The organism is Burkholderia sp. YHN3-13 (assembly GCF_055810675.1).
In genome coordinates, this window is sequence record NZ_JBVVNQ010000014.1 from 83,826 (window position 1) to 97,789 (window position 13,964).

The following is a 13,964-nucleotide window of genomic DNA, read 5'->3' on the forward strand; positions in this document are numbered from 1 at the left end:
AAGCATCTGGCGTATCAGTGACAGACGAAGTATTCGACACATCCCCGCTTGACCCGCTTGCGCTGCCCATGTTCGCCGAGTTGTCGGTCGAGTATGCCACGCGCTATCAGGACTTTCGCGCCGTGCCCGCGGCAGTCGTGCGCGATGAACTCCTGACGTATCCGGCCGCCCTGTTTGCGCCGCCCGACGGAGCCTTCGTGCTGATTCGCCGAGGTGGCGAAGTCGTGGGCGGCGGCGCATTCCAGCGCTACGACGATACGACTGCCGAGCTCAAGCGCATCTGGGCGCATTCCGGCGTGCGTCGCCAGGGCGTTGCACGTCGCGTGGTGGCCGAGCTCGAATCCCGTGCGCTGCAGCAGGGATACCGGCGTGCTTATCTGACGACCGGATTTCGTCAACCGGAGGCATCGGCGCTTTATGCCGGTATCGGCTACACACCACTGTACGATCCGGCGATCGCGCTGGAAGTGCATTGGCGACTGCCTTTTGCGAAGGATCTGCTCGAACCGGGTCGTACCGATCGCTTGCAGGATTTGAAGCCGGACAGGCCGTTGGGTCGGCCGTTCGGCGCATGACGGATGAATACTTCCAAGGGATATCGAAAAATGAATCGTCGTCGCGGAATCGGTCTCGCATTGTCCGGTGCGTTTGCCCTCTGGGCCCTCGGCGTGGCTGGCATCGCACAGTCGGCGCCATCGTTGAATCTGAGTCCGGATCAGCATGATCGCCCGCGCGTCACGCCGGATCCGGCGGCCATCAAGCTGATTCCGGAGAACTTCCGCTTCGTCGAGAAGGGTGTGCTGACCGTCGGGATTTCGGTGGGCGTTCCGCCGATCAGTGTGTATGCAACGGATGCGAAAACGATCGTCGGGGCCGATCCGGATCTCGCGCAACTGGTGGCGGACGAACTCGGCCTGAAGCTCAAGCTCGTGCCGCTCGCATGGGCGGACTGGCCGCTTGCCGTCGCGTCGGGCAAGGTCGACGCGGTGCTGTCGAACGTGACCGTGACCGAAGCGCGCAAGCAGAAGTTCGACTTCTCGACCTATCGCCGCGACGTGCTGGGTTTCTATGTCGAGCAGAACAGCGCGATCAAGCAGATCCGCGAGCCGAAGGATATCGCCGGATTGCGAATCATCGGCGACTCCGGCACCAATCAGGAAAAAATCCTGCTGGCATGGGACAAGGAAAATGTCGCACGCGGATTGAAGCCGATTCACGTGCTGTATTACGACGACCCGTCCGTACGCGCGCTGGCGCTGGCATCGGGACGTGCCGACGCGATTTTCAGTGTCAACGCGGTGTTGGCTTACCAGGTGAGTCAGGGCGTGAAGATCAGGCAGGTCGGCACGGTAAGCGGTGGATGGCCTCACACCGCCGAGGTGGCTGTCACGACCCGCAAGGACGGCGGGCTTGCAGCGCCCGTCACCTATGCAATCAACGACCTGATTCAGAACGGTAAATATCGCCAGGTACTGAGCCGCTGGAATCTCGACAGCGAGTCGATCACGAAGGCCTCGACCAATCCCCCAGGACTTCCCGATCTCTGATCGGGTCTTGAGCGGCTGAAACAAGCTGTCGCCTGGAACGACATTTCATTAATCATACGGACTACTACTAAAAGGCATCGCATCGCGTGCCTTCAATCGGCAAAGAGCGGAGAAATCATGCGGCAAACACGGGGCGAAGGGGTTTCGCCGAAGACGCGCAGGACAGTGATATCGGTGGCGGTGGCGGCGGGTGTTTTCCATGGCGCGGCCTGGGCGCAGGAAGCGGGAGCGGTGGACGGCGCGGCGGTTGTCGCGGCGCCGTCCAGTGGAGCTGCCGCACCGGCATCGTCGGCTTCGGCCACGCCGGACGGCAAGGTACAGGTTCAGGACCGCGTCGTGATCACGGGTTCGCGCACCGAGACACGAGCAAGCAAGAGCCTGACGCCGATCGACGTGATCGGCGGCGATCAGTTGCGTGCGACGGGGCAGACGAACCTGCGCGACGCGCTGGTGAAACTGTCGCCGTCGATCACGAAGACCTCGTACTCGGGCGATACCGGCGTGCTGACCGACACGCTGTCGCTGCATGGCCTGACGCCCGACCACGTGCTCGTGCTGGTGAATGGCAAGCGCCGCCATACGACCGCGAACATCACGCTGGATCCAGGCCTGAATCAAGGCTCGACCGGCGTGGATATCGATACGATCCCGGTGGGCCTGATCGACCATATCGAAGTGCTGCGTGACGGCGCATCCGCGCAGTACGGTTCCGATGCGATCGCGGGCGTGATCAACATCATCCTGAAGCGCAACGTGCGCGGCGGTGAGCTCGCGACGACCAACGGACAGACGTACTCGGGCGACGGCTTCAAGACCAGCGAATCCGCCACGATCGGCCTGAATCTCGCCGACAAGGGATTCATCGATCTGAGCGCCGGATTCGACCGGCAGAACCATACGATCCGCACGGGGCCCGACGACTATTTCGGACGGTTTCCGCAGGGGCAGGGCTATTACAACCCGATCCTCGGCGACCCGGCCAGTTCGCGCGAAACGGTGGGCTTCAATGCCGGCTACTACCTCGGCGACGACGTCGAGCTCTACGGGTTCGGCACCTATGCGCACCGCAATGGCGAGGCGTACCAGAACTATCGTCCGCCGTCGGTCCTGCCGCAGGTCTACCCGAACGGGTTCGTGCCGGTCGAAACGATCAACGAGAACGATTACTCGGTGACGGCCGGCGTGAAGGGCAAGAACCTGTTCGGCTGGGCATGGGATCTGAGCACGACCTATGGCGGCGACTACAGCGTGTTCGGGATGCGCAATTCCGCCAACACGGGCTTGTACGCTGCCTCGGGCTATACGCCGTCCACCTTTCATCTGTCGACCGTCAGCAACACCCAGCTGACGAACAACCTCGACCTGTCGCGGGCGTTCAATGTCCCGCTGCTGCCCGCACCGCTGAATGTCGCCGTGGGTGTCGAACAGCGTCGCGAAACCTATACGATCCGCAATGGCGAACAGGCGTCGTGGATCGACGGCGGCTCGGCCGCGTTGCCGGGCCTGGCGCCGGTCAGCGCGAGCGATATCTCGCGCAACGTGATCGGCACGTACGTCGATCTGTCGACCTACCTGACACCGAAATGGCAGGTGAATCTGGCCGGCCGTTACGAGCACTACAACGACGTCGGCGACACGACCAACGGCAAGATTTCGACCCGCTACCAGTTCTCGCCGGCCATCGCGGTTCGCGGCAGCGTGAGTTCCGGCTTCCGCGCGCCGTCGCTGGCCCAGGAGTCCTACACCAGCGTGACCACGTCGCCGGCGTCCGTGGGCGGGATCCTGGCAACGACATCGCCCGGCGCGCGCCTGATCGGTGCGCAGGCGCTGAAACCCGAGCAGTCGACCAGCTACAACTTCGGGCTGGTGCTCAACCCCGTTCGCAACCTGCAGCTGACGATCGATGCGTACCAGATCAATATCCGCAACCGGATCGTGCTCGGCGGTACCGCGTCGGGCGCCGCGGCCATCGCCGCGCTCGAAGGGGCGGGCCTGAGCGTGCCGGGCTCGGTGCCGGCGTCGGCGGTCAGCGCAAGTTACTTCACCAACGGCGCCAACACGCGCACGCGCGGGATCGACCTCGCGGGTACGTATCACACCGGTTTCGGCCGCTACGGCCAGGTGGACTGGGATTTCGGCGTGAACTTGAATACGACGTCGGTCACGCACGTGGCGAACGGATCGAACGGGAAGCCGTCGCTGAACGGACAACAGATCGCGTCGCTGTCCACCACGACACCGAAGAACAAGATCATCGTCGGCGGCACCTGGCGTCTCGACAAGTGGGCGGTGACGTTGCATGAAACGCGCTACGGGAAGACTTCGGGCGAGGGGACGTACTTCGTCGGCCCGAACGCATTCTCGACCTCGCAATTCGTTCACTACGAGGAAGCCGCGCGGTATGTGACCGACCTGGAAGTGCGTTATGACGTGACCAAGCAGTTCCAGATCGCCGCGGGTGCGCAAAACCTGTTCGACGTTCGCCCGAGCAAGCTGCCCTTCGAGACGCAACTGGAAGGTATCCAGTACAGCGGCGGCAGCACGATCGGCGTCAACGGCGGATTTTATTATCTGCGCGCACGCTATCTGTTCTGATCGAACGACCATATCCATAGCAGAAATGACCGTAACGGAAACATGCTCCGTTATCCATAATGAATGACCTGTCCGGCACGTTCAGCTGTATCGGCACTTGCCGGACGCCGCCTGGTTCCGGCGGGTCAGCCGTTCTACAAGGTTGAGCTTCATGTCTTATTCCCTTTCGATTCTCGACAAAAGCCCGATTGCAGAAGGGGCGAGCGCACACGACGCACTGAGTTTCACGATCGCGCTCGCGAAGCGCGCCGAAGCGCTCGGCTACAAGCGCTACTGGATTGCGGAACACCACGGCGCGTCGGGGCTGGCGAGTTCGGCGCCTGAAATCGTCGTGTCGCATGTGCTCGCGCATACGTCCCGGATTCGTGTCGGGTCGGGCGGTGTGATGCTTCAGCATTACAGCCCTTACAAAGTCGCCGAATCGTTTCGCGTGCTGGCTTCCATCGCCCCCGGCCGTGTCGACCTCGGCGTGGGCAAGGCGCCCGGCGGGCTGCCGCTCGCCACGCGCGCATTGCAGTGGTTTCACGACAAGTCGAAGAAACCGGATTTCGCCGGACAACTCGCCGAGCTCGATGCATTTCTCGGCGACGGCGTCGCGCCGGATCATCCGCTCGCCGGTGCGATCGCGCTGCCCGCACCCGCGGAGCCGCCGCAGCGGATCCTGCTGGGCGGCAGCCCGGAAAGTGCCGAACTGGCCGCGCGGCATGGCTGGCAGTTCTGCTACGCAGGCCATTTCAACGGCGAGATTGCCAATATCGAGCGGTCGATCGACGTTTATCGCCGTGCGACGGGCCAGGTGCCGCTGCTCGCGCTGTTTGCGGTGGCCGCGCAATCGTCCGAGGACGCGAAACGGCAGGTCGGCGCGTTGAGGATCTTCAAGCTGCGTTTCGGGAGCGGGCAGAGCGTCAACCTGCCGAGCGCGGAGGCGGCGGCCGACTTCGCGCGCCAGATTGGCGTGACCGACTACCGGATCGACGAGCTGCATCCGCAGGTGCTGGCCGGTACGGCGCAAGAGGTGCATCGGGAACTGGATGCGCTGCATGAGCGTTTCGGCGTCGACGAGTTCGTGATCGACAACCCGGTGACGGACCCGGCGAAACGTCTTGCGTCGGTCGAAGCGCTGGCACGCGTCGAGCAACCGATCGCCGTTTGACCGCGATTCGCGCCTTTCCCCTTTCTTGCATGCGGATTTGAACATGACCCAACGTAACCTGACATTCGGACTGATGCTTCACGGCGCCGGCGGCCACATGAATTCGTGGAAGCATCCGGCCGGTCCCGCCGATGCGAGCGTCAATATCGATTTCGTCACCGGCATCGCGCAGAAGGCCGAAGCCAACGGCGTGGCATTCGTGTTCGTCGCGGACGGCCTCTACATCAACGAGAAATCGATCCCGCATTTCCTGAACCGCTTCGAGCCGATCTCGATCCTGTCCGCGCTTGCGACGGCGACCTCCAGGATCGGGCTGGCCGGCACACTGTCCACGTCGTACAGCCATCCGTTCACGGTGGCGCGTCAGTTCGCATCGCTCGACCTGATCAGCGGCGGGCGAGCCGGGTGGAACGTCGTGACGTCGCCGCTCGAAGGGTCCGCGAAGAACTACGGCGGCGAACATCCGGATCACGCGCTGCGTTACGAGATCGCCGACGAATATCTGGAGACGGTGCAAGGCCTGTGGGACAGCTGGGACGACGATGCGTTCGTGCGCGACCGCGCGAGCGGCCGCTTCTTCGACCGCGACAAGCTGCACACGCTGAACCACCAGGGCCGCTTTTTCAACGTGGCCGGGCCGCTTAACATCCAGCGCTCGCCGCAGGGACAACCGGTGATTTTTCAGGCGGGTTCGTCGGATGCGGGCATCGCACTGGCCGGCAAGTATGCCGATGCCGTGTTTACCCACGCGCCGTCGCTCGACGAGACGCGCGAATTCGCCGAACGCGTGCGCGACAGCGCAGTGGCGCACGGTCGGTCGCGAACCGACGTGAAGATATTTCCCGGTATCGGGCCGATCGTCGGCGCGACGCGCGAAGAAGCCGACGCGAAGTACCGTGCGATTCGCGATCTGCTCACGATCGACGAAGCGTTGGCGTATCTCGGCCGCTTCTTCGAGCATCATGATTTTTCGCAATATCCGCTCGACGCGCCGTTTCCGGAGCTGGGCGAGCTCGGCAGGAACAGTTTCCGTTCCACGACCGATCGCATCAAGGAAGAGGCCAGGAAAAACGGCTCGACGCTCAGGGAGGTGGCGCTTGAAGTGGCGACGCCGAAGCCCGGGTTCATCGGCACCGGCGAGGAAGTCGCGGACGAGCTGATCCGCTGGTTCGATGCAGGCGCGGCTGACGGCTTCATCCTTGGCTTCCAGGTGCAGACCGAAGGGCTCGAGGATTTCATCCGGTATGTGATCCCCGCCCTTGAGGCACGGGGCCGCTACCACCGCGCGTTACCGGGCGTCACGCTTCGCGAACACCTTGGCCTGCCGCGTCGCGCGAGCCGCTACGCCACCGCCGAGACTGCGTGATGAACGATATTTCCCGGATTGTCGGCCACGCGCCGTTCGCACCGGATGCCGCGACGGCGCCGGTGCCCGACTACGCGGATTACCGGGTCGTGCCCGCACGCTATCCGGCGAGAACGGCCGGCACCGTCGCGGCGATCGTGCTGATCGCCGCCGTGCTCTATTCGGTGCTCGGCAATCCGCGCTGGGGCTGGAACGTCTTTGCTCACTGGTTTTTCTCGGAGGCGGTGCTCGCGGGCCTTGGGCAAACGTTGCTGTTGACGGCGCTCGGTGCCGTGCTCGGCTTCGCGCTGGCCATTCCGCTCGCGCTCGCGCGGCTCTCGCGTTCGCCGCTGCTGTCCTCTTGCTCATGGGCGTACATCTGGCTGTTCCGCTCGATCCCGACCATCGTCCTGCTGCTGTTGCTGAACAATCTCGGCTATCTGTACGACACGGTCAGGCTGGGTATCCCGTTCACGGACATCGTGTTCCTGCACGGCCCGACCACGGACCTGATCACGCCGTTCATGGCGGCCATTCTCGGGCTCACGCTGACCCAGGCCGCGTTTGCGGCAGAAGCGATCCGCGGTGGCGTCCTGTCGGTCGAACACGGGCAACGCGAGGCCGCGGCCGCGCTCGGCCTGCCGCGCGCGCGGCAGACCTGGCGCATCGTGCTGCCTCAGGCGATGCGCGCGATCCTGCCCGCCGCGTTCAATGACGTGATCGGCCTGGCAAAGGGGACGGCGGTCGTCTATATCCTCGCCATGCCGGATCTGTTCTACACGGTGCAGATCATTTACCACCGCAACCTCGAAGTGATCCCGATGCTGATGGTGGCGACCGTCTGGTATCTGGTCATCCTGACCGCGCTGTCGGCGATCCAGGTGCATATCGAGCGCCACTACGCGCGCGGTGCGACGCGCGACCCAGTCGCCGCATCGGGCCTCTCCCGGGTGTTGCGCAGAGGCCGTCTCGCGGTCGACGCGCTGCTGTCATGGGGTGCGGCGGCTGCCGCGCGGCCGGACGCCGCTGCCGCGCCGGGCGCCGAGGCGGCCGGGTGGGCGAAACAGCGTGTCGGTGCGGCCGTCGGCATTCATCGCGTATCGAAGAGCTTCGGGCCGCTGAAGGTGCTCGACAACGTGTCGCTGGCGATCCCGTCGGGGAGCGTGACGGTCGTGCTCGGGCAGTCGGGATCGGGCAAGTCGACGCTGTTGCGCACCATCAACCATCTGGAGCGCGTGGAAGAGGGATTCGTCGACATCGACGGTGAACTGGTCGGCTATCGCCGCGACGGGCGCACGCTTTACGAGCTCAAGGAAAAGGACATCCTGCGCCGCCGCGCCGAAGTCGGCATGGTGTTCCAGAACTTCAACCTGTTCCCGCATTTGACCGTGCTCGAGAACATCGTCGAGGCGCCGGTCGCGGCCGGCCTGTCGCGTGCGCAGGCAGAAGCGGAAGCACGCACGCTGCTTGCCCGGGTGGGCCTGGCCGGCAAGGCCGATGCATGGCCGCGTCAGTTGTCCGGCGGGCAGCAGCAGCGCGTCGCCATCGCGCGCGCGCTTGCGCTGAAGCCCAAGGTGTTGCTGTTCGACGAGCCGACTTCCGCGCTCGATCCGGAACTCGTGAACGAAGTGCTCGACGTGATCCGCCAGCTTGCCCGTTCCGGGACCACGCTGATCATCGTGACGCACGAAATCGGATTCGCGCGAGAGGTGGCGGACACGATCGTTTTCATGGACGGCGGGCGCGTCGTGGAGTCGGGGCCGCCGTCGGCGGTGCTGGCGGCCCCTGCGCATCCGCGTACGCGCGAGTTTCTGTCGAAGGTGCTGTCGTAGTGGTGCCGTGCACGGCGAGCGTCTCGACCGGCGTGTGGCGTGGGCGACATGCACCGGAATCACGGCAAATGACGAAGGATGAAAATGGTGAGCAACGTACGCATTGATCATATTGCGTTCCTGACACCGGGAAATTATCCCGACGAGGACGCGCGCGCGGGATTCGAGCGGACGCTCGAACTGTTCCGCGTCGGTGAGGTGCTCGGTTACGACAGCGCGTGGGTTCGGCAGCGCCATCTGGAGCGAGCCGTATCGTCGGCCACCACGTTTCTCGCGGCGGCGAGCCAGCGCACGACCCGGATCGGACTCGGCGCGGCCGTGATCCAGATGGGCTACGAGAATCCGTTCAGACTGGCCGAGGATCTCGCGACCGTGGACGTGCTGTCGCACGGCCGGCTTAACGTCGGACTCAGTGCGGGCGCACCGAATCATGGCGCGCTGCTGGGCGAGCGGTTGTTCGATACCGACCCGAATCTGGTCGACTTCTCGCATGCGCGCGTGGCGCGCCTGCGTCGCAATCTTGCCGGCGACTGGCTCGGCGACGACGACACGTTCGTGGAATCGGCCGCCGGCCGTGTGCGGCCGCGCGTGAGCCCGTATGTGCCCGGATTGACGGGCCGGCTCTGGTACGGTGGCGGCTCGAGGCGTTCGATCGAGTGGGCCGCCAGAAACGGCTTCAACCTGCTGATCGGCAATCTGACCACGGGCGAGGGGACGGACAGTTACGCCGATGCCCAGCTCCGGCAGCTTGAGCTGTACCGCGCGCACTGGAGCGAAGCCGTCGCTCCCCGCATCGCGCTGGGGCGCGTGATCGTGCCGACCGATGGTGCGAATGCCCGCGAGCGCGAACGTTATCGAGCGTTTGCCGATGCCCGCCATGCGCGCACGCTCGCGCCGCAGGGCGAGCGGCGCACGCTGTTCGCGCCGGATCTCGTTGGCCCCTCCGACGAGATCGTGGAGCGGTTGCTGGCCGACCCGGTGGTCGGACAGGTGCGAGAGCTGCGGCTCGAATTGCCTTACGACCTGCCGTTCGAGAACTACCGGCAGATTCTCGAGGACTTCATCACGCATGTCGCCCCGGCGCTCGGGTGGCAGCCGGTTGGACGGCGAGCATCCGCCGCGGCCTGACGCGATCGACATGACATTCCATCGGATGGCGCACGTGACCGAAGTCGGCGATGAACCGGACGCCGCCGGGCACGCCGCCCCTTCGACTTCGTTGCAACTGGACCGAACATGACAACCGTCTCTCAATCCCGGCTCGCGGCAATCGGCCGCCCGCGCCGCTTCGGCAACAAGCAGACTCATCCGGTACGCCGCTTCGGCGGCATCGCGATCGCCATCGTCCTGCATCTCGTCCTGGTCTGGGCGCTCGTGAACGGCCTCGCGACCCGGGTCGTCCAGATCGTCCAGCAACCGATCGAAACCCGGATCATCGTACCGGTGAAACCGCCCCCGCCGCCCCCTCCGCCGAAGCCGGTCGAGAAGGTCGTGTCGAAGCCGCGCGTGGCACCGCCGCCGCCGCCGTTCGTGCCGCCGCCGGAGGTGCGCGTGCAGGCACCGCCGCCGCCGACCATCACGCACCAGGACGTGCCGGCGCCAAGCGCCCCCGTGCACGAGGCGCCGCCGGCGCCGGCGCCGGTGCCGGTCGCGAAGCCGGTGAACCACGAGATCGGCGTGGTCTGCCCGAATTCGGACGAAGTCCGGTCGTCGATCGTCTACCCGACGGAGGCGCAGGACAACAACATCACGGGCGATGTCACGGTCGAATTCACGGTGGACCCGGACGGCCGCGTCACGAACCTCCGGGTCGCGCAGCCGGCCGACCCGGTGCTCAATCGTGCGGCGCTCAACGCGGTCAAGCGGTTTCACTGCATTGCGCAGGGAGAATCCGTGCGCGTGCGCGTACCGTTTTCCTTCAACCTGAATTGACGCGGGCCACGGCAAGCCGTTCGGCCGGGCCGGTTTTTCGAATCGACACATGACGCATACGGAGTCCTTATGAACAAGCGCTTTCGCGCCGCAGTCGCGGCAAGTCTGATGATCTCGGCCGGCATCGGCGGCACGCTGATCGCACCGCAAGCCGTGCTTGCACAGCAAACGGCGGCATCCGCGCCGAGCCAGGCCGCTCCCGGCGCGGCACCGACCTCGGCGGCACCGGCTGCCGCAAGCGCGGCCGATCGTGCGGTGCCGCCGCCCGAGCCCGCGACGTCGGCAACCGTCGAAAATCCGTACGGGCTGGGCGCGCTGTGGGCGAACGGCGACTTTGTCGCCCGCTTCGTGCTCGGGCTGCTCGTGGTCATGTCGCTCGGCAGCTGGTACATCATGATCACCAAGTTCGTCGAGCAGGCACGGGCGAACAGCCGGGCGAAATCGGCCGACCAGCAGGTCTGGAATGCGCCGACGCTGGCCGAGGGTGCCGCCCAGCTCGACGATGCGTCGCCGTTTCGCTTCATCGCCGAGAATGCGATCGAGGCGGGCGAACACCACGACACCGCATTGCTCGATTCGGTCGACCGCAATACCTGGATCGACCTGAACATCGAGCGTTCGATCACGAGCGTATCGAACCGGCTGCAGGACGGCCTGGCCTTTCTGGGCACGGTGGGTTCCACCGCGCCGTTCGTCGGCCTGTTCGGCACCGTGTGGGGCATCTATCACGCGCTGACCGCCATCGGCATCGCGGGCCAGGCATCGATCGACAAGGTCGCGGGGCCGGTGGGCGAGGCGCTGATCATGACCGCGATCGGCCTCGCGGTCGCCGTGCCCGCGGTGCTCGGCTACAACTTCCTCGTGCGCCGCAACAAGTCCGTGATGGAACGCGTGCGCGATTTCGGCGCGCAGTTGCACACCGTATTGCTCGCGGGCGGCAGGCGCGCGGCGGGCGGCATCGCGACACCGGCGGCACGGGCGCCGCAGGCGCTGGCGGCTCAGTCGTAAGCGGGGCGCGTCATGGCAATCAGTGTCGGCAGTGACGACAACGACGAGGTCATCTCGGCGATCAACACGACGCCGCTCGTGGACGTGATGCTGGTGTTGCTGATCATCTTCCTGATCACGATCCCGGTGGTGACCCATACGGTCCAGGTGCAGCTGCCGGCGGAGCGCGTCCAGCCGCTGCAGACGCAGCCGAAGAGCATCGAGATCGCGGTGAACCGGCAGGGCGACATCTTCTGGGGCACGGAGCATGTGGATTTGCCGACGCTGGTGGCGCGGCTGAAAGACGTGTCGGCGCAGGCGCCGCAACCGGATGTGCACGTGCGCGGCGACCAGGCCACGCCGTATCAGTACATCGGCAAGGTCGTGACCGCGTGCGAACGGGCCGGGATCGGCAAGGTCGCCTTCATCACGCAACCGCCCGCACGCGGCAGCTAAGGAGTTCGAACGATGGGTATGAACGTAGGCGCAGGCGCAGGCCGGGACGACCCCGAAGTGATGGTCGACATCAACACCACGCCGTTGATCGACGTCATGCTGGTGCTGCTGATCATGTTGATCATCACGATCCCGATCCAGATGCATTCGGTGAAGATGAACCTGCCGGTGGGGAATCCGCCCGTGCCGCCGCATCCTCCCCAGGTCGTACAGATCGACATCGGCGCCGACGGCACGGTCAACTGGAACGGCTCGGCAGTGGGCGGTGTGGCCGCGCTGGACGCGAAGTTTCGCGCGGTGGCGGCCGAGGCCGACCAGGACGAGATCCGGTTGCGTCCGGACAAGTCCGCACCCTACAAGGCGGTGGCCGAAGTGCTGGCCTCCGCCCAGCGCGAAGGGGCGACGAAGATCGGGTTGATCGGCAGCGAGCAGTTCACGCAATGAGTCATTCGATGGCGTCGGCGATCGAGCGGGCTTCAGGGCTCGGCGATTGATCGCCGCACGTCGGGCAGTCGCTCTTTCCGCAATCTCGGCACCGATGAAACCGAGGGAGGAGAGGAAGCGCCTTGACATCCAATTTCTGTACAACCAACGAATACCCATCATGAGCGAAACGCAGGCAGTGCGTCAGAACGGACGTGCCAGGCAGATTCATCTTGGCGCGACGATCCACGGTCCGGGCGGACACTACGCCGGGTGGCGCCATCCGGACGCGGTGATCGACGCGAGCATCAATCCGGATTTCGCGAGGCGCGTCGCCCGCGAGGCCGAGGCCGCGAAATTCGATTTCGTGTTCGTGGCGGACGGCCTGCATATCAACGCGAAATCGATCCCGCACTTCCTGAATCGTTTCGAGCCGCTCACGCTGCTGTCGGCACTGTCGGCCGTCACCGAACGGGTCGGGCTGGTGGGAACGCTGTCGACGTCGTACAGCGAGCCGTTCACGGTTGCCCGGCAGTTCGCGAGCCTGGATCACCTGAGCCGGGGGCGTGCAGGCTGGAACGTCGTGACGTCGCCGCTTGAAGGTTCCGCACGGAATTTTTCGCGCACCGAGCATCCCGAACATGACGAACGTTACCGGATCGCCGACGAATATCTCGAGGTGACGAAGGGGCTCTGGGATTCATGGGAGGAAGACGCGTTCGTGCGCGACCGCGCGAGCGGCGTGTTCTTCGATCCGGCCAAGCTCCATACGCTCAATCACAAGGGCAAGTATTTCTCGGTCGAGGGGCCGCTGAACGTCGGGCGTACGCCGCAGGCTCGGCCCATCCTGTTCCAGGCCGGCGCGTCCGACGCCGGCAAGCAGCTCGCGGCCACGCATGCGGATGCCGTCTTCACTCATCACGATACGCTGACCCAGGCACACGAATTCTATGTGGATCTCAAGCGGCAGGTGATCGAACAGGGGCGTCAGCCCGACGAGCTGAAGATTTTCCAGGGGATCGGCGTAATCGTGGGGCGGACGGCCGACGACGCGGAGCAGCAGTACCAGGAGAGCCTGAAGCTGATCACGGTCGGGAGCGCACTCGACCATCTCGGGCGATTTTTCGAACATCACGACTTCGGCCAATATCCGCTCGACGCGCCATTTCCGGAGCTCGGCGACCTCGGCAGCAACAGTTTCCGCAGCGGGACCGACGAGATCAAGCGCAACGCGCGCGAGCGCGGACTGACGCTGCGCCAGGTCGCGCTCGAAGCGGCTGCACCGCGGCCGCGTTTCATCGGTACGCCCGAGCACATCGCGGACGGCTTGCAGGAATGGTTCGAAGCCGACGCCGCGGACGGTTTCATCGTCGGTGGCGGTACGCCGACGGCATTCACCGATTTCGCGGAGCAGGTGGTGCCGATTCTGCAGGAGCGCCGTCTGTTCCGTGCCGAGTATCAAGGAGCGACCTTGCGGGACCATCTCGACGTGAGTTACCCGCGCAATCGCTACGTCGCGGCGTAATCCCGCCCGGAATCCGGCCGCCGGTTTCGTCCTCTTCGGGGCAGTCGTCCTGTTCGTGCCCTGCTTCGGAAGCCTTTTGGCGAAACCGCCGGATTTGGCGCGAAATGGACGATTGCGGCCATTCATGGCCCGTCGGCTGGCGCGGCGCGGCCTCGGCCCGCTCGTGGCG

Annotated in this window: 12 protein-coding genes; all 12 read left to right on the forward strand. The window is 65.1% G+C overall.

What is annotated here, in order from left to right; all coding sequences use genetic code 11:
- The first annotated feature begins 17 nt into the window (after positions 1–17).
- The 12 genes from AC0KUR_RS26860 (at position 18) to AC0KUR_RS26915 (ending at position 13,795) form a co-directional block, all read left to right on the forward strand.
- The gene (locus AC0KUR_RS26860; protein WP_185732904.1) at positions 18–575 is read left to right on the forward strand and encodes a GNAT family N-acetyltransferase; all 558 of its coding nucleotides are present in this window, start codon (positions 18–20) and stop codon (positions 573–575) included.
- Between the two features lie 3 nt (positions 576–578).
- Positions 579–1,547 carry an ABC transporter substrate-binding protein gene (locus AC0KUR_RS26865; protein WP_124609292.1) on the forward strand — a complete coding sequence of 323 codons (969 nt, stop codon included), beginning with the start codon at positions 579–581 and terminating at the stop codon, positions 1,545–1,547.
- Positions 1,548–1,664: 117 nt separating this feature from the next.
- On the forward strand, positions 1,665–4,142 hold the full coding sequence (locus AC0KUR_RS26870; protein ID WP_034190936.1) for a TonB-dependent receptor plug domain-containing protein: 2,478 nt from the start codon (positions 1,665–1,667) through the stop codon (positions 4,140–4,142).
- A gap of 151 nt (positions 4,143–4,293) precedes the next feature.
- On the forward strand, positions 4,294–5,295 hold the full coding sequence (locus tag AC0KUR_RS26875; protein WP_034190937.1) for an LLM class flavin-dependent oxidoreductase: 1,002 nt from the start codon (positions 4,294–4,296) through the stop codon (positions 5,293–5,295).
- A 43-nt stretch (positions 5,296–5,338) separates the two neighbouring features.
- Positions 5,339–6,661 (forward strand): LLM class flavin-dependent oxidoreductase, encoded by a 1,323-nt coding sequence (locus tag AC0KUR_RS26880; RefSeq protein WP_124609293.1) that lies wholly within the window; start codon positions 5,339–5,341, stop codon positions 6,659–6,661.
- Positions 6,661–8,472 carry an amino acid ABC transporter permease/ATP-binding protein gene (locus AC0KUR_RS26885; RefSeq protein WP_124670552.1) on the forward strand — a complete coding sequence of 604 codons (1,812 nt, stop codon included), beginning with the start codon at positions 6,661–6,663 and terminating at the stop codon, positions 8,470–8,472. The genes AC0KUR_RS26880 and AC0KUR_RS26885 overlap by 1 nt, the downstream gene beginning before the upstream one ends.
- A gap of 78 nt (positions 8,473–8,550) precedes the next feature.
- Complete coding sequence (locus AC0KUR_RS26890) at positions 8,551–9,600, forward strand: LLM class flavin-dependent oxidoreductase (RefSeq protein ID WP_473376618.1); 1,050 nt, start codon at positions 8,551–8,553, stop codon at positions 9,598–9,600.
- 108 nt (positions 9,601–9,708) lie between these two features.
- Positions 9,709–10,404 (forward strand): energy transducer TonB, encoded by a 696-nt coding sequence (locus AC0KUR_RS26895; protein WP_034190938.1) that lies wholly within the window; start codon positions 9,709–9,711, stop codon positions 10,402–10,404.
- Positions 10,405–10,473: 69 nt separating this feature from the next.
- Positions 10,474–11,412, forward strand: a complete 939-nt coding sequence (locus AC0KUR_RS26900; protein ID WP_034190939.1) for a MotA/TolQ/ExbB proton channel family protein — start codon at positions 10,474–10,476, stop codon at positions 11,410–11,412.
- Positions 11,413–11,424: 12 nt separating this feature from the next.
- Entirely contained in the window at positions 11,425–11,847 is a 423-nt protein-coding gene (locus AC0KUR_RS26905) for an ExbD/TolR family protein (protein ID WP_034190940.1), read from the forward strand.
- 12 nt (positions 11,848–11,859) lie between these two features.
- Positions 11,860–12,291 carry an ExbD/TolR family protein gene (locus AC0KUR_RS26910; protein ID WP_034190941.1) on the forward strand — a complete coding sequence of 144 codons (432 nt, stop codon included), beginning with the start codon at positions 11,860–11,862 and terminating at the stop codon, positions 12,289–12,291.
- 160 nt (positions 12,292–12,451) lie between these two features.
- Positions 12,452–13,795 carry an LLM class flavin-dependent oxidoreductase gene (locus AC0KUR_RS26915; protein WP_473376619.1) on the forward strand — a complete coding sequence of 448 codons (1,344 nt, stop codon included), beginning with the start codon at positions 12,452–12,454 and terminating at the stop codon, positions 13,793–13,795.
- The last annotated feature ends 169 nt before the right edge of the window (positions 13,796–13,964 follow it).